General features: G+C 64.3%; 18 protein-coding genes and 1 pseudogene. 11 read left to right on the forward strand and 8 right to left on the reverse strand.

Annotated elements, in window-relative coordinates; all coding sequences use genetic code 11:
- Positions 1 to 100: 100 nt before the first annotated feature.
- Positions 101 to 1,879, reverse strand: coding sequence for a glucan ABC transporter ATP-binding protein/ permease (locus ACVMB1_RS38490; protein ID WP_057016399.1), 1,779 nt, complete (start codon positions 1,877 to 1,879; stop codon positions 101 to 103).
- A 204-nt stretch (positions 1,880 to 2,083) separates the two neighbouring features.
- A complete protein-coding gene (locus ACVMB1_RS38495) occupies positions 2,084 to 3,139 on the reverse strand; it encodes an ABC transporter substrate-binding protein (protein ID WP_076825257.1) in 1,056 nt (351 codons plus the stop codon).
- A 265-nt stretch (positions 3,140 to 3,404) separates the two neighbouring features.
- Between ACVMB1_RS38495 and ACVMB1_RS38500 the strand changes: the two genes are divergently transcribed.
- The 6 genes from ACVMB1_RS38500 to ACVMB1_RS38525 all read left to right on the forward strand — a co-directional run bounded on the left by ACVMB1_RS38500 (position 3,405) and on the right by ACVMB1_RS38525 (position 9,749).
- The gene (locus tag ACVMB1_RS38500) at positions 3,405 to 3,839 is read left to right on the forward strand and encodes a hypothetical protein (RefSeq protein WP_076825196.1); all 435 of its coding nucleotides are present in this window, start codon (positions 3,405 to 3,407) and stop codon (positions 3,837 to 3,839) included.
- Between the two features lie 118 nt (positions 3,840 to 3,957).
- The gene (hisE, locus tag ACVMB1_RS38505; RefSeq protein WP_028342591.1) at positions 3,958 to 4,353 is read left to right on the forward strand and encodes a phosphoribosyl-ATP diphosphatase; all 396 of its coding nucleotides are present in this window, start codon (positions 3,958 to 3,960) and stop codon (positions 4,351 to 4,353) included.
- 69 nt (positions 4,354 to 4,422) lie between these two features.
- Positions 4,423 to 5,004 (forward strand): YqaA family protein, encoded by a 582-nt coding sequence (locus tag ACVMB1_RS38510; protein ID WP_057016397.1) that lies wholly within the window; start codon positions 4,423 to 4,425, stop codon positions 5,002 to 5,004.
- A 377-nt stretch (positions 5,005 to 5,381) separates the two neighbouring features.
- Complete coding sequence (locus ACVMB1_RS38515) at positions 5,382 to 6,353, forward strand: NAD(P)H-dependent flavin oxidoreductase (protein WP_057016396.1); 972 nt, start codon at positions 5,382 to 5,384, stop codon at positions 6,351 to 6,353.
- 124 nt (positions 6,354 to 6,477) lie between these two features.
- Positions 6,478 to 7,251, forward strand: coding sequence for a thioesterase family protein (locus tag ACVMB1_RS38520; RefSeq protein WP_076825194.1), 774 nt, complete (start codon positions 6,478 to 6,480; stop codon positions 7,249 to 7,251).
- A gap of 371 nt (positions 7,252 to 7,622) precedes the next feature.
- A complete protein-coding gene (locus ACVMB1_RS38525) occupies positions 7,623 to 9,749 on the forward strand; it encodes an ATP-binding protein (RefSeq protein WP_076825192.1) in 2,127 nt (708 codons plus the stop codon).
- A 290-nt stretch (positions 9,750 to 10,039) separates the two neighbouring features.
- Here the strand turns inward: ACVMB1_RS38525 and ACVMB1_RS38530 are convergent, their stop codons facing one another.
- Complete coding sequence (locus tag ACVMB1_RS38530) at positions 10,040 to 11,602, reverse strand: AMP-binding protein (protein WP_057016394.1); 1,563 nt, start codon at positions 11,600 to 11,602, stop codon at positions 10,040 to 10,042.
- 66 nt (positions 11,603 to 11,668) lie between these two features.
- Between ACVMB1_RS38530 and ACVMB1_RS38535 the strand changes: the two genes are divergently transcribed.
- The 3 genes from ACVMB1_RS38535 (at position 11,669) to ACVMB1_RS38545 (ending at position 13,918) form a co-directional block, all read left to right on the forward strand.
- Complete coding sequence (locus tag ACVMB1_RS38535; protein ID WP_371852096.1) at positions 11,669 to 12,664, forward strand: NAD(P)H-dependent flavin oxidoreductase; 996 nt, start codon at positions 11,669 to 11,671, stop codon at positions 12,662 to 12,664.
- Positions 12,665 to 12,841: 177 nt separating this feature from the next.
- Positions 12,842 to 13,084 (forward strand): hypothetical protein, encoded by a 243-nt coding sequence (locus ACVMB1_RS38540; RefSeq protein WP_076825188.1) that lies wholly within the window; start codon positions 12,842 to 12,844, stop codon positions 13,082 to 13,084.
- A gap of 108 nt (positions 13,085 to 13,192) precedes the next feature.
- Positions 13,193 to 13,918, forward strand: coding sequence for a hypothetical protein (locus ACVMB1_RS38545; protein ID WP_057016392.1), 726 nt, complete (start codon positions 13,193 to 13,195; stop codon positions 13,916 to 13,918).
- A gap of 41 nt (positions 13,919 to 13,959) precedes the next feature.
- Here ACVMB1_RS38545 and ACVMB1_RS38550 read toward each other — a convergent pair whose 3' ends face one another.
- Complete coding sequence (locus ACVMB1_RS38550; RefSeq protein ID WP_244558679.1) at positions 13,960 to 14,190, reverse strand: hypothetical protein; 231 nt, start codon at positions 14,188 to 14,190, stop codon at positions 13,960 to 13,962.
- Between ACVMB1_RS38550 and ACVMB1_RS38555 the strand changes: the two are divergent.
- Positions 14,184 to 14,531 (forward strand): annotated as a pseudogene (locus tag ACVMB1_RS38555) (TetR/AcrR family transcriptional regulator); the annotation flags it as partial. The gene ACVMB1_RS38550 and the pseudogene ACVMB1_RS38555 sit on opposite strands and share 7 nt — an antisense overlap.
- Before the next feature lie 3 nt (positions 14,532 to 14,534).
- Here ACVMB1_RS38555 and ACVMB1_RS38560 read toward each other — a convergent pair.
- The 4 genes from ACVMB1_RS38560 to ACVMB1_RS38575 all read right to left on the reverse strand — a co-directional run bounded on the left by ACVMB1_RS38560 (position 14,535) and on the right by ACVMB1_RS38575 (position 17,826).
- A complete protein-coding gene (locus ACVMB1_RS38560) occupies positions 14,535 to 14,789 on the reverse strand; it encodes a hypothetical protein (RefSeq protein ID WP_141340215.1) in 255 nt (84 codons plus the stop codon).
- 164 nt (positions 14,790 to 14,953) lie between these two features.
- Positions 14,954 to 15,205 carry a C40 family peptidase gene (locus ACVMB1_RS38565; protein WP_057016389.1) on the reverse strand — a complete coding sequence of 84 codons (252 nt, stop codon included), beginning with the start codon at positions 15,203 to 15,205 and terminating at the stop codon, positions 14,954 to 14,956.
- 655 nt (positions 15,206 to 15,860) lie between these two features.
- On the reverse strand, positions 15,861 to 16,730 hold the full coding sequence (locus tag ACVMB1_RS38570) for a VOC family protein (protein WP_244558678.1): 870 nt from the start codon (positions 16,728 to 16,730) through the stop codon (positions 15,861 to 15,863).
- Positions 16,731 to 17,445: 715 nt separating this feature from the next.
- Positions 17,446 to 17,826, reverse strand: coding sequence for a hypothetical protein (locus tag ACVMB1_RS38575; RefSeq protein ID WP_244558677.1), 381 nt, complete (start codon positions 17,824 to 17,826; stop codon positions 17,446 to 17,448).
- A gap of 18 nt (positions 17,827 to 17,844) precedes the next feature.
- Here ACVMB1_RS38575 and ACVMB1_RS38580 point away from each other — a divergent pair, with 18 nt between their 5' ends.
- The gene (locus ACVMB1_RS38580) at positions 17,845 to 19,935 is read left to right on the forward strand and encodes a TOMM precursor leader peptide-binding protein (RefSeq protein ID WP_244558676.1); all 2,091 of its coding nucleotides are present in this window, start codon (positions 17,845 to 17,847) and stop codon (positions 19,933 to 19,935) included.
- Positions 19,936 to 19,985: the final 50 nt, after the last annotated feature.

Consider the following 19,985-nt stretch of genomic DNA (forward strand, 5'->3'; position numbering starts at 1 on the left):
ACCCTATACCGGCTTGCCAGCAGAGAACAGAGGCTGGGGAATTATATCGTGGACGAAATCGGCTGAATTTCGGCAGCCGCCTCAATTGGAAAGGCGGGAATTATGGTGTCTCGATGCCGGCGCGCGCCTGTTCCTGGACCATGAACTGGGCCCGCGCCAGCTCGGCAAAACGCCCGCCTTTCGCCACCAGTTCATCGAAAGTTCCGCTTTCGATCACCCGCCCCTGGTCGAACAGCAGGATGCGGGTGGCGTGGCGGATGGTGGACAGGCGGTGCGCGATCACGAAGGTGGTACGGCCCTTCATCACTTCGTCGAGAGCGGCATTCACCTTGGCCTCGGTGACGGCGTCGAGGGCGCTGGTGGCCTCGTCGAGGATCAGGACCGGCGGATCCTTCAGCAGCGCACGCGCGATCGACAGCCGCTGGCGTTCGCCGCCGGACAGCATGCGGCCGCGTTCGCCGGCATGGGTATCGAACTTCTTTTCGCTGCGCTCGATGAAATCCAGCGCCTGCGCGCGCGCCGCGGCGGTGCGCAGCTCCTCGTCGGTGGCGTCGGGCTTGCCGACGCGCAGATTGTCGGCGAGCGAGCGGTTGAACAGCAGCGCCTCCTGGAACACCACGCCGATGTTTCGCCGCAGCGCCGTCAGCTTCAGTGCGCGTATGTCCATACCGTCGATCCTGATGATGCCCGATTGCGGATCGAACGCGCGATGCAGCAGCGCGATCGCGGTGGACTTGCCAGCGCCGGTCGAGCCGACCAGCGCGATGGTCTGGCCCGGCAGGGCGGTGAAGCTGAGATCCTCGATCGCCGGCCGCTTGCCGTCATAGGAGAACGAGACGTCATCGAACTCGACGAGGCCGGACAGCCGTCCGGGATCGACCGCGCCGGGCCGGTCGCGCACCGCAGGCACCGCATCGAGCACGTCGAAGAACTCCTGCAGGCGCGGCGCTTCCATGAACACGTTGTTGATGAAGCTGACCACCTGCTCGAGCTTCTGGATCAGCATGGTGGCGAACGAGACGAACATCACGATCTCGCCGACCGTGGTGAGGTCCTGGTTATGCAGCGCGATGCCGACGGTGAAGATCGCGAGCACCGTGATCGTGGTCGAGGCGCGTGTGATCACGGTGACCAGCGCCCACCATGACAGCACCGGCATCTGCACCGCGAGCAGCTTGTCGGCGACGTAGCGCAGGCCCTGCACCTCGGAATCGATCCGCACGAAGCTCTGCACCAGCGCGACATTGCCGAGCGCGTCCGAGGCGCGTGCCGAGAGGTCGCTGTAATAGGCCTCGACCTCGCTCTGCATGCCGTAGGTCTTGCGCACCACCAGCGTGGTCAGCACGGTGAACACGACGCAGAGCCCGAACAGCAGGACCGCCAGCCGCCAGTTGATGTAGAGCGAAAGCGGCAACAGCACGATCAGCGACATGATCGCGGCGAAATGCTCGCGGAAGAAGCCGAGCCAGAGCCGCCACAGCGCGTCGGTGCCGTTCAGCATCACCTTCATCAGCCGCCCGGAATGGGTGCCGGAATGGAAGGTCAGCGGCAGCTGCAGGATGTGCTCGAAATAATCGGTCAGCACCGCCTGGCGCTGGCGGTGCGCCAGCCGGTCGGCCTGCAGCGCCACGATCGCGCTGCAGCCGATCGTGAACAGGCCGAACACCGCCCAGGCGACGAGCAGCGGCCATGCCGAGGAGGTCGCGAACAGCCCGGTGACCGGCCGGCCCGACAGCACGTCGACGATCTTGCCGAACAGCACCGGCTCGGCGAATTGCGCGCCGGCGAGTAGCACGTTGGCGATGGCCAGGATCCAGCCGAGCCGCGCCTCCTTGCCGAGCAGTTCGAGGACGCGGGTATAGAGGCGAAGCATGGACATGCCGGCGGCACTCGTCAGCGGTGGGCGCCCGATCAGGCGAGAATGCAATTTAATCAGTGTTCGCGATGCAGGGCCAGCGGCCGGCGGTGCATCGCACTCCGTCATGGCCGGGCTTGACCCGGCCATCCACGCCTTTCTTGCAGGCGGTCATCGAAGACGTGGATGCCCGGGTCAAGCCCGGGCATGACGAGCAGAGCGGAGCCGTCAATTCACCAGCCGGCCGTCGATCGGCGGCAGGAAAGCCTCGTCGAAGATGTCGGCGGCGTGCGGCCGCTTCTGGAATTTGAAGTCCTCCGCGAGCTGGTCGACCGAGCGCTCGAAGCGCTCCGCTTCGATGCCGCCGATGCCGTCGCGCTTTACCTCGCTGGTCAGGATGTTGTCGCGGATGATGGCGTTCAGCCGCTCCAGCTCCAGATCGCGCGAGCCGCCATCCATGCGGCTCGCGACCTCGCCGGCGGCGCGGGCCGGATCCTTGATCGCGAGGTTGGTGCCGCGGATTGCCGCGCGCACGAATCCTTTCACCGCATCCGGCTTCGCGGCGGCAAGGCGCGGGCTGACGATCACGGCAAAGCCGTAGGCCTCGCAGCCATAGTCGGCGAAGCGCAGCACCGCGAGATCGTCGGCGGGCACGCCGCGATCGCGCAAATTGATCGCCGAGAGATAGGAGAAGCCGGTGACGGCATCGACCTGGCCGGCGGAGAGCATCGGCTCGCGCACCGCGGCGCTGATCGTGCTCTGCTTCACGCTCGACAGCTTGATGCCGTTCTGCTTCGCGACCGCGGGCCATAGCCGGATCGAGAGGTCGCCCTCGGCGACGCCGAGGCTCTTGCCCTGCATGTCGGTCAGCGTCCTGATGCCGCGGCTCTTGCGCGCGATGATCGCATAAGGCGCCTGGTTGAACAGCACGAACACCGCCTTGACGGGCGCAGCACCGGGCTCGTCGCGAAAGCGGATCAGCGAGTTGATGTCGACGAGGGCGAAATCGCTCGAGCCGTCGGCGACGCGCGCGATGGCATCCGCCGAGCTGGTCGCGACGTTGGTGCCGACGCTGAGGCCCTCGGCGCTGAACAGGCCGCCGGATAACGCCATCACGAAGGGCGCGGCCGCGGCATCAAGCGGACGGTCGAGCGTGAACTGGATGGTGAGCGGCGGCGGCGGATCGCTGGCGCGCAGCGGCGTCAACACCGGCCACACGCCCCCCGTGAGGCCGATCATGCCGGCCAGTATCCAGCGGAGAACGGTGGTCCGACTTACCTGCATCATGACATCCGGGAGGCGAGACAAAGTGCCGCGCCGGCGCGCCTGCTTCATGACATCGAATGCGCCAGAGCAAGCGTCAGTTTCAAGCGTTATTTGCAGGCATTTTGCCCCAGGCAAGGTGAACGGTCGATGACTGCCAGGCTTCGGCTTGCCATGTTTTCACCTCAGGTCGTTCAGCTTGCATTCGGTTTGGGGAACCTAATCTGGAGGCAGTGGGTTAGCTAACCAAGGCCCGTCGGGCCAGCTTCCACAAAGGATGACTGCAATGCTTGCGCGAAAAGGTGTTTTTTCGTCCATTGGCCGCGCAGCCACATTGGCAACGGTTGCCGCGGTGGCGTTGACGGCCGTCGAGCCGACGATGGCGTTCGCAGGCTCTGCTCCGGCAGGCACGGCGACTGCTGTGACGACGTCACAAGGCACGAGCGGCGCGACCGACATCAGTGCCCGCCGCCGCTACTATGGCGGTGGCGGCGCAGCGGCAGCGGCTGCGTTCGCCGGTATCGTCGGCACGGGCCTCGCGATCGCCGCAGCCCAGAGCCGCCGCGACTATTACGACTCCTACGGCTACTATGGTGGCCCGGGCTACTACGGTGGTCCCGTCTACTATGGTGGCGGCCCGGTCTATTACGGCGGCGGACCGTACTATGGTTACCGCGGCTATTACGGGCGGCGGTCGCAACTGCCGTATCAGCCGTACTGACGGCCGTCGGCGGTTCTCAGAACTGTCACAAAGCATCCAATCCACCGGCCGCGGCCCGGTGGATTTTTTCGTCGTCGCCGTTAACACGCTGGCGACGCGTTTCGACTAGGCTCGAAGCATGAGTGATTCGATCGAGCGGCTTTACCAGGCGGTGATTGCGGCCAAGGATCTTGATCCGGCTACGTCGCGCACGGCACGGCTGTTCCAGCGCGGCCCGGCCAAGATGGCCAAGAAGCTCGCCGAGGAAGCGATCGAAGTGGTGATCGACGCCGTCAGCGGCAAGTCGGATGCCGTCATTCGCGAAAGCGCCGACCTGTTCTACAACCTCGCCGTTCTCTGGGCGTCGGCCGGCGTGAAGCCGGAGGATGTCTGGCGCGAGATGGAGCGGCGTGAACGGCTGCTCGGGATCGCCGAGAAGCTGCCGAAGTCGCCGGTCAAGCTGCCCAAACCCGCGCCGGTCCCGGTGGTTCGGCGCCGAATTGTCGCGCTGGAGAACCGGCTGCGCAAACGGTAGCCGTAAATCAACCAGATTCAGCTCAATCCCGGCATGGACAAATCCGCTCCATGATGGTTCATCGCGCCCATGTTGAAACGGATTTACGACTGGTGCGTCGACGCGGCCGACAAGCCCTATGCGCTGTGGATTCTCGCGGCCGTCGCCTTCGCCGAGAGCTCCTTCTTCCCAATCCCTCCCGACATCATGCTGCTGCCGATGTCGCTGGCGCGGCCGAAGCGGGCGTGGTGGTTCGCCGCGGTCTGCACGGTGGCGTCGGTTGCCGGCGGCGTGCTCGGTTATGCGATCGGCGCACTGCTCTACGACTCGCTCGGGCAGTGGCTGATCCATCTCTACGGCCTCTCCGACAAGGTCGACGCGTTCCGCGCCTCCTACGCCGAATGGGGGGCCGTGATCATCCTGCTGAAGGGACTGACGCCGATCCCCTACAAGCTCGTGACGATCACCTCGGGTTTTGCCGGCTACAACATCTGGCTGTTCGTCCTGTGCTCGATCGTCGCCCGCGGCGGCCGCTTCTTCTTCGTCGCGGTGCTGCTCAACCGCTATGGCGATTTCATCCGCGCCGAGCTCGAGAAGCGGCTCGGCCTGTGGGTCGCGATCGGCGCCATCGTGCTGGTGCTGGGCTTTGTTGTCGCATTCAAGCTGATCTAGCGACCGACCGCTTGCGGCTTTGCCTGCGCGTGGCTTCGGGTTACGCTCAGCACGATGGCTGATGGAATCGCGGACCTGCTCGATCCTGCCGGGCTCACGCTCGTCAGGCTTACGCGCGCAAAGGCACGCATTGTGCTGAGCGCGGCCCGAACGACTGCAGGACGGAAAATTTCGTGACACGGGCCGTCTGCCAATAGCGGCGGCAGGCTTTGCGTCTGGGATGCCAGGCGCCCGCGAAAACACGGTTTCAGGATGAGGATTTGTCATCTTTTTTGCAGCGCCAAAACGCAATACTTGACACTGGAAAGATTGCCTTGTTGGTAGGACGGTCAGCATTCGAGATCAACCAACGACCAACGCTTGAGGATCCGCTTCAAATGTCCATGCCTGCTCTGTTCAAGGGCCGCCTGTCTCTTCCCGTGATCGGGGCGCCGCTGTTCATCATCTCCGTGCCCGACCTCGTTATCGCCCAGTGCAAGGCCGGTGTGGTCGGCTCGTTTCCGGCGTTGAACGCGCGGCCGCCGGAGTTGCTCGACGAATGGCTGTACCGGATCAAGGAAGAGCTCGCCGCCTATGACAAGGCGCATCCGGAACGGCCGTCGGCGCCGTTCGCGGTGAACCAGATCGTGCACAAGTCGAACAACCGGCTCGATCACGACATGGCGCTTTGCGAGAAGCACAAGGTGCCGATGATCATCTCCTCGCTCGGCGCGCGCGAGGAGCTCAACCAGGCCGTCCACGGCTGGGGCGGCATCGTCTTCCACGACGTGATCAACCAGAAGTTCGCGCACAAGGCGATCGAGAAGGGCGCCGACGGCCTGATCCTGGTTGCGGCCGGCGCCGGCGGTCATGCCGGCACGCTGTCGCCGTTCCCGTTCGTAGCGGAGACGCGGCAATGGTTCGACGGGCCGATCGCGCTGTCGGGCACCATTTCCAACGGCCGCGCCATCCGCGCCGCGCGCATCATCGGCGCCGACTTCGCCTATATCGGCTCCGCCTTCATCGCGACCAAGGAGGCAAACGCGGTCGAGGGCTACAAGGACATGATCACCAATTCGTCCGCCGAGGACATCGTCTACTCCAACCTGTTCACCGGCGTGCACGGCAATTATTTGAAGCCGTCGATCGTCGCGGCCGGCATGGATCCGGAAAACCTGCCGATCTCCGATCCCTCCAAGATGAGCTTCGGCACCGATGCATCCGGCGAGCGCGCCAAGCCGAAGGCGTGGAAAGAGATCTGGGGCTCCGGCCAGGGCGTCGGCAGCATCTCCAAGGTGGTGCCCGCGGCCGAGCTGATTGGCCGGTTCAAGAAGGAGTACGACGAAGCCGTCGATCCGGCGCTTGCCTGAAGCGCGATGAGATCATGATGAATCGTCATCGCGCTTCAGCTCTTCATTTCAGCATGATCCACGCGCAAACGCTTCGCGTTTGTCGCGGGGAAAACTGCGTCCCACTTTTCCGGATCATGCTGTGATGGAACCGATCTTTCGCGTCGACGGCGACCGCGTCGTCACCAGTCCCGACGCCGCGGGTCCGTGGGATCCGCGGATGCAGCATGGCTCCGCACCGGCAGCGCTGGTGGTGTGGGCGGCCGAAGCCCTTCCGACGCCGGTGCCGATGCGGATCGCGCGCGTCACCATCGACCTGATGCGCCCGGTGCCGGTGGCGCCGCTGACCGTTTCGAGCGAGATCCTGCGCGACGGCCGCAAGATCCAGCTCTGTGGCGTCAGGCTGCTTGCCGACGGCGTTCTCGTGGTTTCGGCCACCGTGCTCAAGATCAAGCAACAGACGGCCGAATTGCCGCCTGACATCACAGCGCTTGCCGTCGATCTGCCGGGCCCCGACGAAAGTATGATCGAGCCGGGCAATCTTGCGAACAGTCCGTTCGTGAAATGCATCTCGATGCGGGCCGCGCGCGGCCGCTTCGGCGTGACGGGACCTGGCGCGATATGGTTCCGCGTCGACCGCCCGCTGATTGCGGGCGCCGCCGTCTCGCAGGCGATGCGGGCAGTGGTTGCCTCGGACTTCTCCAACGGCACCTCGCCGGCGCTCGATTTCAGCCAATGGACCTTCATCAACGCTGATCTCTCGGTGAGCCTGGCGCGCGAGCCGGTCGGCGACTGGATCCTGCTCGACGGCCAGTCCTGGATCGGGCCCGACGGCGCCGGGCTTGCAATGTCGCGGCTCGCCGATCAGCGCGGCTATTTCGGCCAGGCGGTCCAGAGCCTGGTCATCGAGCGGCGCTAGGACGCGCTGCGCTTCTTCCATCTCCCCTCGAAAAAGGGGAGGTGGCTTTGCTCGCCAGAGCAAAGCGGGTGGGGATCAGCTGACCCCAATCCCGACCTTCCCCCGTTTCAGGGGCTGGCGAAGACCGATCACGTACTGTGCATGGGGTTGTTTCACCGATTCGCGGTGCGGGAGCCGCGCCAACCGGCTGCCCCTGCGGCAAAAATAACTCGGCTTCCCGGGAACGGTTGGGCGCACGTGCGAGTTTCGCTCCCGTTAGGGGGTCCCATGATGCGTATTGATCCCGCCGCCGGCATCGTGGCCATGGCCGTCCGGCGGTTGTGTGATGTGCCGGACGGTGTCGACGCCCGGCCGCCGCGGGGACAGACGCGATGAAGCCTGGTCCGTCCTCGGAACGCGCGGTCATCCTCGCCGCGAGCGAGCGGGACGCCGTCAAGACTGCTCACCTGATCAAGGAAGCCGGCTATTACGCCAACATCTGCGGTGATCTCGCCGAGCTCGAACGCCAGATCGCAAGCGGGGCGGGCCTTGCCATCATTGCCGACGAGGTGATCAGGGCCGCCGATCTCGCCGGCCTGACGCACTGGCTGAACGAGCAGCCGTCATGGTCGGACTTTCCTATCGTGCTGATCAGCGAGAAGGGGGGACCCGAGCGCAATCCCGAAGCAGCGCGGCTCGGCCGGGCGCTCGGCAATGTCACCTTCATCGAGCGGCCGTTTCATCCGACCACGCTGGTAAGCCTGGTCGCCGCGACGGTGCGCGGCCGCCGCCGCCAATACCAGACCCGTCAGATCCTCGAGGATCTGACCGAGAGCGAAGGTCTGCTGCAGACCGCGCTCAATGCCGGTCATCTCGGCGCGCTCGAGCTTCATCTGCCGGATTTCGAGCTCGAGGCGTCGCCGACGTGCAAGACCTATTTCGGGCGCAGGCCGGGCGATCCCTTCACCTATCAGGATCTCCTGGACGCGGTGCATCCCGACGACCGCGCGCGCCGGAGCGAGATCGTCGAACAAACGTTGCGCACCGGCTCGGATTATCAGATCGAATACCGCAACATCTGGCCCGACGGCACCGAGCACTGGGTTGACGTGCGCGCGCGTGCGGTGCGTCGGCCCGACGGCGGCATCCGCTCGCTGGTCGGCGTTTGCTCCGACATCAGCGCACGCAAGACCGCGGAGATCGAGCGCGAGGCATTGCTGGCGCAGCTTGCCGCCGAGCGCACCGCACTCGCCGAACTCACCGCGACGCTCGAGCAGCGGGTCGAGCAGCGCACCGCCGACCTGATGAAGGAGGTCGCGGCGCGCGAGCGGGCGCAGGAACAGCTCCGCCATGCCCAGAAGATGGAGGCGATCGGCCAGCTCACCGGCGGCGTCGCGCACGACTTCAACAATCTGCTGATGGCGGTGATGGGCAATCTCGATCTGCTGCGCAAGCGCTTGCCGGAGGACCCACGCCTGCGTCGGCTGGTCGACGGCGCATTGCAGGGCGCCGAGCGCGGCGCGTCGTTGACGCAGCGGCTGCTGGCATTCGCGCGGCAGCAGGATCTGCGCGCGGTGCCGGTCGATCTCGGCGCGCTGGTGCGCGATATGAGCAATCTGCTCGAGCGCTCGCTCGGACCGCGCATCATGTTGCGGCTCGACATTCCCGAGGGGCTGCCGCTCGCCTGCGTCGACAGCAACCAGCTTGAGCTTGCGGTCCTCAACCTTGCGATCAATGCGCGCGACGCGATGCCGGATGGCGGCGTGATCGAGATCCGCCTCGCGACCTGGCAGGCGAAGAATGATCCGGCGCTGCAGCCTGGCGACTATTTGAAGCTCTCGGTGATCGACAGCGGCACCGGCATGTCGCCGGACGTGCTGAAGCGCGCGATCGAGCCGTTCTTCTCGTCGAAGCCGGTGGGCAAGGGCACCGGGCTCGGCCTGTCGATGGTGCATGGACTCGCCGTGCAGCTCGGCGGCGAGCTGGAGTTGTCGAGCGCGGTCGGCAAGGGCACCACGGCTGCGCTGGTGCTGCCGGTCGCAACGGCGGTGCCGGAGGTCGACAGCCCCGCGCCTGCGGCGCAGACGGTCAAGCGCTCGGCGGTGATCCTGCTGGTTGACGATGATCCGTTGATCGCGATGTCCACCATGGAAATGCTGGAAGACCTCGGTCACCGCGTGATCGGCGTCAATTCCGGACCGCAGGCGCTCGAAATCCTCAGGAGCGACCAGGAGATCGACCTGATGATGACCGATCACGTGATGCCCGGCATGACCGGCATCGAACTCGCCGCGGTTGCGCGCAAGGTGCGGCCGCAGCTTCTGGTGCTGCTCGCCACCGGCTATGCCGAACTGCCCGACGGCACCCAGGTCGACCTGCCGCGGCTGGCCAAGCCCTACCACCAGGATCAGCTGCGCGACCGACTCGACCAGTTGCTCGGGCAGGGCACCGGTCAGCAAGCTGCTGCCGCCAGCGCCGACAGTCTCGCCACGCCTTCCACTCTGTCCCCGTCACCCTGAGGAGCCGCGAAGCGGCGTCTCGAAGGGCGCCGGCCCGGCTGCTGCCGCAAGCGGAGATAGCGCAAGCTGAAACATCGGGGCCGTGCATCCTTCGAGGCTCGCTCCGCTCGCGCCTCAGGGTGACGGTGCGCACAGCTCCATCCGCGTCATTGCGAGCGAAGCGAAGCAATCCATAGCCCGGCAGGTCGGATAGATGGATTGCTTCGTCGCTTCGCTCCTCGCAATGACGGCGGAGCAAAAGCGTCACAACCTCTCAGGATGACGGGACCAGCAATCGTCGCGCGAGCATCCTACCCCACCATGCGGTCGCGGCCGGTCCAGAAGCGTGCCTTCAGCACCTTCTTGTCGACCTTGCCGACGCCGGTCATCGGCAGTTCCTTGACGAACTGGATCTGCTTCGGCGCGTGCGCCGAGCCCTTCTTCGCCTTCACCAGTCCGATCAGCTCGTCGGCGTCGGGCACAGCGCCCTCGCGCGCGACCACGACGGCGGTGACGGCCTCGCCCCATTTGTCGTCGGGCACGCCGACCACGGCGACCATCGCGACGTCGGCGTGTTGCGACAAGACATCCTCGACTTCGCGCGGGAAGATATTGAAGCCGCCGGAGACGATCATGTCCTTCTTGCGGTCGAGGATGAACATGTAGCCGCGCTCGTCCATGCGCGCGATGTCGCCGGTGTGCAGCCAGCCGCTCTTCAGCGTCTCCGCCGTGATGTCGGGCCGTTTCCAGTATTCGGCCATCACATGCGTGGCGCGCACGCAGATCTCGCCGGCCTCGCCGGTCGCGACCTCCTCGTCGTCCTGATCGAGGATCTTGACCTGGCAGGCGGCGATCGGGAAGCCGCAGGACAGGAACAGGTCCGGCGTTTTCGGGTCATGATCCGCCTTGCGCAGCACCGAGACCGGATAGCATTCGGTCTGGCCGTAAAGCTGGGAGAACACCGGTCCGATCCGCTCGATACCCTCGACCAGCCGGCTCGGCGACATCGCGGACGCGCCGTAGAGCAGGAGCTCGAGCGAGGAGAGATCGGACCTGTCGAGCGCGGGATGATCCAGCATCACATAGATCATGGTCGGCACGAACAGCGTGAAGTTGATCTTCTCGCGCGCGATGGTCGTGAACACGGCCTCCGGATCGAACCCTTTCAGCATGTGCACGGTGCCGCCGCGCATCAGCGTCGGCAGCACTTTGGTGCCCGCGACATGGCTGATGGGGGCCACGGTGAGGTAGCGCGGCGTCTCCGGAATCTCGAAATCGGCGAGGATCGCCGCGGCGAAGCCGCCATATTCGCGGTGATAGCGCAGCGCGCCCTTGGATTTGCCGGTCGTGCCGCCGGTGTAGTTCAAGGTCGAGATGTCGTCGGCGCGGGCGAAATTCTTCGCGCTTGCGCTGCCGGCGTCCCCGGCCACCTGCAACAGGTCGGCGCCGTAATCCGCCGGGCCGAGCGTGAACACGGTCTTCAGGCCCTGCGCCTTCGCCGTGAGCTCGCCGCCGCGATCGCGAAACGTGATGCCGTCGACGATCAGCATCTGCGCTTCGGAATCCTCGATCTGGAACAGCTGGTCGTCGAGCGAGCCCAGCGGATGCAGCCAGGTAATCGCGAGCCGCGACAATTGCGCGGCGACGCCGGCGCACCAGCTGTCGGCGCGGTTGGCGGTAAGCAGCGCGACGCGGGTGCCGGGCGCAAAGCCGAGCCGCATGAACACGCTTTGCATTCGTCCGATCAGATCGGTCGCGCCCTGATAGGTGAGCGAGCCGCCCGGCCATGCGAAGGCGGTGCGCGATGGATAGCGCGCCAGCGCCCGCAGGGTCTGTTCGCACACCGCCGGAAATGCATAGAGCGGATTGCTCATCTGGTTGTCCCTCCCGGCTTTGTCTTTGGCTTTTGTCGTGCCAATGTTGGCGGCAACGCTAACACAATGATGATGGGAAGGAACAACTTGTCCGCCGATCTTCTCGCGCGTTTTCGCGATCGCCTCCGGCTGCCGCTGATTGCAGCACCGATGTTCCTGGTCTCCGGTGTCGAGCTGGTGGTAGCCGCCTGCCGCACCGGCGTGATCGGTTCGTTTCCGACGGTGAATTGCCGTGAGACGGAACAGCTCGATGCCTGGCTCGACGACATCGCGCGCCGCCTGCAGGCACATGCCGATGCAAGCGGCGAAGCAGCCGCGCCGATTTGCCCGAACCTGATCGTGCATCGCTCCAATACGCGGCTGGCCCAGGATCTCGCCGTGCTGCTGCGGCACAAGCCCGAGCTTGTGATCACCTCGGTCGGCTCGCCCGCGCCGGTGCTTGGCCCTCTGCACGATGCGGGCGCGCTGGTGTTCGCCGATGTCGCCTCGATCCGCCATGCCGAGCGCGCGGCAGCAGCCGGCGCCGACGGGCTCGTGCTGCTCACTGCGGGTGCAGGCGGCCAGACCGGCTGGCTCAATCCGTTCGTGTTCGTCCGCGCTGTGCGCGGCTTCTTCGATGGACCGATCGTGCTTGCCGGCGGCATCAGCGACGGCCACGCGCTCCGCGCCGCAGAGGCGCTCGGCTGCGACCTCGCCTATATGGGCACCAAGTTCATCGCGACGCGCGAGAGCATGGCGGACGGCAGGTACAAGCAGATGCTGGTCTCTTCCACCGCCGACGACATCCTGCTCACAACGGCGTTCACCGGCTTGCAGACCAACATGCTGCGGCCCTCGATCGAGGCCGCCGGTCTCGATCCCGACGACCTGCCGGCACGCGGCGCGATCGACATCGGCAAGGACATCGACATCGGCGCCCGCGAAAGCCGCCCCAAACGCTGGCGCGATATCTGGAGCGGCGGTCATTCCACCTCCGGGGTGACCGGGGTGCTCGGCGTCGACGAACTCGTGGCGCAGACGATCGCGGAGTATGAGGCGGCGAGCGCGCGGGTGCGGCTCTAGAGTCGCTGCTTTGACGCGTTCCCTTCGCGCCAACCGGTGCACGAAAGCGCGCTGGTTCGCGAAATAGCAGCACTCAAATCCCGCCCATCCGCTTAACGCGACATTAACCATGCCAGTCCCAACAATAGCGTCACGGGTCGCCACGGCTGGTCGCCCGGCAGTTTGTGGGAATGCGACATGGCCTTTGAGGCGCTCTCCAAGACCCCGGCATCGCTCGACGAGCTCCGGACCCGGGTGTTTTACGCCCTGCAGCGGCATCCGCTGTGCCGTCAGGTCGAATTCGACATTGTCAGCACGCCGCGCACCCGCCGGACCAACTGGACGGTCAGCATGCACACGGTCCAGCCCGGCGCGCTCTGGACGGCGCATGAGATCGTCGCCGACATCCAGGAAGCCTATGAGCTTGACGTCGCGGCCTGATTTTCCGGCCGTTTCGGGACAATTTCACCTATTTGGCGCCGTCACGGCACGCTACCGCCGCATTTCGCGCGCAGTTTGCGGTGACACCGGCCGGCAATGGAGTAGTTTTTGACCAGAGCCATCACCCTCGCCGCGCTGACATGCTTCCTCCTCGCAGGCGCCGCGGTAACAGCCATTTTGGGCCGTGACAGCCTGCCGGCGGCGCAGGCCGACATTGGACCGGTCGCCAATCGTGCCAGCAAGCAGGACAAGCTCGCCGTCTCGACGCTTGCCGCAGCCGCGTTTGAGGCGCCCCAGCCGATTGAGCCTCCCGCCAATCCGTCTCCGCTCCTGTTACGGGCCCAAGCCGCGATTCCGGGCGCGACTGACACGGTGCGCCAGGCCTATGCCTCCGTCGAGCCGACCGATGTCGGCCTGCCGAAGATCACCGACCCCGTCGATGCGGCTCAGCCGAAGATCGCCGAACCCGCGCCGGTCGCCCCGGCGCCGCCGAAGCCCAAGGCTGCGGCCAAGCCGGCGCCGCAGAAGAGCTACGCGCTGCTGAGCGACGCCCAGATCGCCGGCATCAAGGACCGGCTGAAGCTGTCGTCGTCGCAGGAATATTACTGGCCGGCGGTCGAGACCGCATTGCGCGCCGTCGCCCGCAAGATCCACGCCAAGCGCCAGGGCGATCCCGCATCCGGCAGCATGCCGATCGATCCGGACTCCGAGGAGGTCCAGCAGCTGAAGTCGGCGGCGATGCCGCTGCTGTTCCAGCTCCGCGAGGATCAGAAGAACGAGGTCCGTTCGCTGGCGCGCCTGATTGGCCTCGAACGTGTCGCTGCGATGATCTGAGCGGCAGGGTCCGGCCGAAGCGGATCTGCGCTCCTTGTGCTCTAGCGGGCCTCCAGCGGCCGCAGCTTCTCCACCTTACCCTGGGTTTCGACGAGCAGCTGTTTCATGAAGTCCTTGTTGCGCTTCAGCCAGGGCTCGAGCGTCTGCCTGACGTCGCTTGGCGACTTCTTCTCGATGGCTTGCGCCAGCCGGATCTGAAACGTCCCCCAATCCTTGAACATCTCCTTCAGCAGCGCATCGTCGGAAATGTTGATCGCCGACTTGGCCGCCATTGGATCGGCTGCGTTCGCTGGTGCACGCCTTCATCCGCTCCGAATGCGAGGAAGCCGCGGTACGCGTCGCGCTGAGCGATGCCGCGCCGCTCTATCGCGATGCCCCCGAGGCGCGCGAGGCGCGGGCATCCGGCGAGCGCATCGTCGAAGCGTTCATGCGCGAGGCGTTGCCGAAAGCGTCCGGCGCGGTGCGCGACGGCGGGCGATCTGATCACGACGACGCTAAGTACGGTGGGCAAGGATTTTTCCGAGAGCCCGCGAACGCCCGCCGAGATCGCGACCTATGCCGACGCCATGGTCGACATGTTCTGCGCGATCTGAGGAGTCTCGGAAAGCGCTGAAGTTCACAGATAGTGCTTGGCGACCAGCAGAAACCCGAGCACGCCGCCGGTCACAGCGAAAACCGTCACGCCATTGCAGAGACTGACGTAAGCGGCCGACCAGTAAGAAACAGTCTGAGCGGCCGTCGCAACTTTTTTCGACTTCTGGGGCAAGCCAATTGGCTCCTGAAAAAGGCGCCGCCATCTGGTCAACACAGATGACGGCGCCCGTCTGAGGGCTTCAGGGCGAAACCCTGCTGCAGCGTAAGGTGCGATCATGAACGGTTCGTATACCGCCCGGCTGTCGCAAGCTCGCATGTCAGCTGAAGCGTCGAGGTTCCCTAGAGCATCATCCGGAAAAGTGCGCAGCGGTCTTCCGAAAAAGATCATGCTCAAACAAGAGGCCAAAGCGCGATGACGATTCGACCCAATCTCATCGCGCTTTAGAACGAAGCGTAGGCATTTCGAAATGCGATGGCGCCAGCCAGCGAGCGCGGCCGCGTGCGCACGGCATGCCCGTCGTTGCCGCTCTGCACGATCCACTGGCCGTTCTCCTGACCCACGATCTTGCCGACGTGGTGACGCCAAACCACGATGGTGCCGACCGAGGGGCCGCCGGCATTGGTGCCGTAGCTTGCCCAGGATCGGGCCAGATTGAATTGCGGACCGGGATCGCTGCCGACCTGGGTGCGCATGAACCAGCCGCACCACGCAGCTGGGCGACCGGAATGTGCAGAGTGCCGATGGTGATGGTGACGGCCGCGGGCTTCGGCAGTTGAAGCGAACGCCAAAAGAACCGCCACAGCGGCGAGAAGTTTACGCATTACAAAGTCCTTCTTGCTGTTGGCAGACCATCCATGTTGTGGGGGGAAGCGCAGCGATGATCTGCGATTGGCTTGCGAAGCGACCGCATCGGTCAGGCGACGCATAACGAAGGCGGGGCATGGCCCGCGCAGGCGTTTAAGAAACGGGCTATGGCCAAAATATGGCCGGTACGTCCCGTCAGGCGGCCGCGACACTACCGAAGACGTCAGGCTTGGTCCGCGCAATGGCTGCTAATTTGATCACCGCGGTTGTGCTCTCGGACAGCGACGCGTTGTCGAGCCGGCCAGCCTAGGATCGGCTGCCGATCGTGAGTCAGTGCGGTGTGGTGATTGTAAACAGTCCGTCTTCGCTTTCGCGTTGCTCGAGCTTCGCCGGACACGCTTCGCCCTTGCAGGCTTCGCGGCCGCGCCACGCGAAGCCTGCAAAGGCGAAGCGTGGTGCACCATTCAGAATACAATTGCGCACCACTGCCTAATTTAAACACCAATATAATTCTGCTGCGGACGAGGTCGAAACGTTTCCGACCTATCGCTTCGTCTTGTGAAGGACCAATTTGCCCTGCGAAGCGACATCACCCCACCTGGCGGACCAATTGAGTTCCGAGGCGGAGGGTCGCTCAGTGCCTTTCTGATCCCAGGCTCCCTGTAGCGCAAATAGAGCCCCTTGGGGATCGGCACATCGCAAGATCCAGCAACCGTCGGGCAACTCGATTGGACCTTGGAGGACCCGGCCCCCGCCAGCATCAACGCGCTTGGCAGCCGCACCGATGTCGTCGACATTGAAGTAATAGAGCCAGCAGGGTTGCGATACGCTCGGAAGTTTGGTGAGCATTCCGCCGATCGTCTGGCCGGCCGCCGAAAACAATTCGTACAGGTCGGCCGGCCCGGTTTCAGCGTGAGCCTTCTGCCAGCCAAGAAGCTCGCCGTAAAACGGGAAGATCTTGTTCCGGTCTTCAGCCAGCAACTCGTGCCAGCCCACGCGTCCAGGCTCGTCCAATCCGCAGGACTGCCGTTGGCCATATGTCAGCCCGGAAACCAGTGCAAACGTCGCTCCTTGCGGATCGGCGACCACCGAAATTCGGCCAATATTGCTGGCGGTCGGCGTTATCAGAATGGCGCCCCCACGACGGCGGACCTGCACGGCTTTCGCATCCACGTCGTCGACGGCGATGTAGCCGACCCATCTCGGCCTCGCTCCCAATCGCAGCCCTTCTTCCGGGAGATGCATGAGTCCAACTGCCGGGGCGTCGCCTGCAGTAAGCAGCGTGTAGGCGAATTCCGGAGTCGACGCATCCTCCACCGCCCAGCCGATGACCTTGCCATAAAATGCGGCTGCTGCCGACATGTTCGTCGTCAGCAACTCATACCAGGCGAAGCGTCCGAGTTGATCGACCAAGCTAATTTCCCCTTCAAGCGGACCGACGATTGCGCACTGCATCAAATTGCACCCGTTGCAATCCGCTCCACGGGCCCGGATTCTCGATTTAATCGACCAAATTGCGCGATATCGTTCATGAAGATGAATGCAATCAGAACGAGCTCTATTACATTTTGTGTATATCGTAATTCTTGTCTGCCTCGTTCGCTCGGCGTAAGATCGTGCTTCGGAAGTCCTTTCTTCCAAACTGGGAGGATGCGGCCATGCAGCGGGCGAAGCAAGCTTCGAGAAAGAAGCGAACGACCAACGCCGCGGTACCGGCGCTGGGATTAGCCGGTCTGACTTTTTCGCTCGCGGGCAGCGCATATGCCTCCGCCGTGCCCTCCGGCGACGTTCAACGCAAGCCGAACTTCGCGCCGGGCCATATGACGACGCTCAGTGAGGAAGAACTCGCCGACGTCAGTCTCGCCACCTTCCACCTCGATCTCATCGACGATGAAAGCGTCGGAGGCCGCGTGCTGCTCGCGCGGGGATGCGGTGGTTGCCGTGGCTGCGGAGGCGCCAGAGGTTGCGGAGGCTGCAGGGGGTGCGGAGGATGCAGGGCCTGCAGAGGCTGCCGCTGCGGTGTCGGTTGCGGTGGATGTGGCGGCTGCGGCGTTGGTTGGATCGGCGTAGGCGTGCCATTGGTCACATGCGCAGGCTGCTGTGCATCCTGGGGCCGCTGCCGCTGGTGCTAGCGCTGGGCGTCGACACGTCGCGATTTTATTGGCCGGGCGCCCGAACGACCCGGCCAAATTTTTGCTTCGTTATGCATTCGCCGCGCCTGGCTGATCAGCTTGCCGACGGTGGGCGAGTGTGATCCAAATTGCTCGCAGAACGCCGGTGGCCGAACGCGGCGCACAAGTCGCGCAATGCCAATGGTTCGCCGCGCGCCGGCGATCGGAAGTGACAGCAACAGGATCAGCGTGCCGCCCCGATGACAGTCAATGGCAAGAGCCGCACCGCGAGGCAGAGCCGCAAGGGCATTTTGCGATTCGCGCCGAACTTTACCGCTTATGTGATTCCTCCCGATGTGGTCTGCCTCTACTCCGAGAACCGCAAATTCTTCCTGCATGGTGATCTCTATTGTGCGGTGGCCGCGGCGATCGGCAAAAATGGTAAGGCTGCACCAGAGATCGTTCGGCAGCTCTCAAAGAATTTTCCCGCCGACAAGATCGAGGAAGCGATCAGGCGGCTGCTGGAGCGCCGATATGTCGTAAGCGGAGCGCCGCACGCGTTCGCAGGCGCCGTCGATGGATATTGGGCGAGTCTCGGCCTCCCCCCCGAGGTCGCAGAACAGAATCTCCGCGATTGCCCAGTGCGGGTCGAAGCGATCGATGTCAAAGGCGCCAACGAACTTGCCGCGGCCTTGAGCAAGCTCGGTGTTCGGATCACCAAGCGGTCGCCCAAGCTCACGATCACACTGGCGAACGACTATCTTGACCGGCGGCTCGTCGAATTGAACGGAAAGCGCTTTGGCGATGGGACGCCCTGGCTGCTGGCGCAGCCGTCCGGCGTGTTTCCGCTGGTGGGACCCGTGTTCAAGCCGGGCGAGAGCGCCTGCTGGACTTGCCTGTTCGATCGCATGATACGCAATCGGGAGATCAAGGGATTTCTCGATCGCAGAGCGGCGCAGGTGGTCGCCGTATCGCCCCTGGTCGGCGACGCCGTCGGACAAATCGGCATCCACTTCGCTGCTGTTGAAATCGCAAAAGCGATTGCCTCGGGATTTCGTACCGATCTGCGCGATCACATCGCAAGCTTCGACCTGACCGGTGCCGTCATTGCCAAGCATTACGTCGCGCGACGCCCGCAGTGTCCTACCTGCGGCAGCAGGAAGCTGCAGAGTCCGCGCCGGGCGGCAGCGCCGATCGAGATCGCGGAGGGCGGAAAGCTCGTCATGACCAGCGGCGGTTACCGCGCCGTGACGTCGCGAGCCACCGTAGCACGGTTCCGCAAGCACGTCAGTCCGCTGACCGGCGTCGTCTCACGGCTCGAGCGGATCGAGGCCGATCTGCCGATGAACACGAATTTTTTCGCCTACCACAATTTCTCGGCGCCGGCCTGGAACGTCGACCAGCTCAGATCCGGATTGAGCGGCGGCAGCTTCGGCAAGGGCTCCACAGCCGAGCAGGGCGAGGCAAGCGCGTTGATGGAGGCGATCGAGCGCTATTCGGGTATTTTCCAGGGGGACGAGATCAGGACGAAGCGCCGCTTTGTCGATTTCGCTCCCGGCGACGCTCTTCTTCCCAACGAAGTACAGCTTTTCAGCGACGCGCAGTTTCAAAACAGACATACCTCGCAGCCGGACGATTCACATCTGGTGCCTGAGCCGCTCGATCCCTCGACCAAGACGGAGTGGTCGCCGGTCTGGTCGTTACGCGACAAGCGTTTCAAACATCTTCCAACGGGCCTCTTGTACTTCTTCTATGGCGGCTTCCACACGGATTCCAACGGATGCGCGGCCGGCAACACCCGGGAGGAAGCCATCGTTCAAGGCTTCCTCGAACTGGTCGAACGCGACGCCTACGCGATCTGGTGGTACAACCGGCTGCAACGTGCAGAAGTCGACCTCGCGCAATTCGAAGATCCCTATGTGCGGGATCTGCAAGCCCAGCTTGCCGATGCGGGGCGCAGGCTTTGGGTGCTCGACATCACCAGCGATCTCGGCATTCCCTCTTACGTGGCGATCATTCATTGGATGCAGAACGGACACGAAAATATCGAATTCGGTTCCGGCTCGCATTTCGATCGCCGCATAGCCCTGCTGCGTTCCCTCACCGAACTGACCCAGTTCATGTCGATTGGCATGATGGGCGGCGGAAGTGGCGAGAAGCCGACGCTGGACGGTGTCACGCCGCTGCGACTGGACGATTATCCGTTCCTGATCCCCAGCGACAATCCGATCGTGCCGTTGGCGCCGAGCCTCAAGGTTCACGACAACGCGCGCGACCAGGTCAATGCCTGCATCGAGATTGCCACCGGCGCGGGATTTGATTTCCTCGTGCTCGACCAGACGCGGCCCGATGTCCAGGTGCCCGTCGTCAGAGTGCTCGTTCCGGGGTTGCGACATTTCTATCGCCGCTTCGCACCCGGCCGACTTTACGATGTTCCGATGAAGCTCGGATTGCTGAATCGTCCGCGACTGGAAAGCGAGCTCACGCCATTCCTTCCACACACCTGAAGGCTGGCTCGTTGCGCAACTTCCGGAAAACGAAGCTCAGGAAGATCGCA

This window comes from Bradyrhizobium sp. USDA 4504 (genome assembly GCF_054063995.1).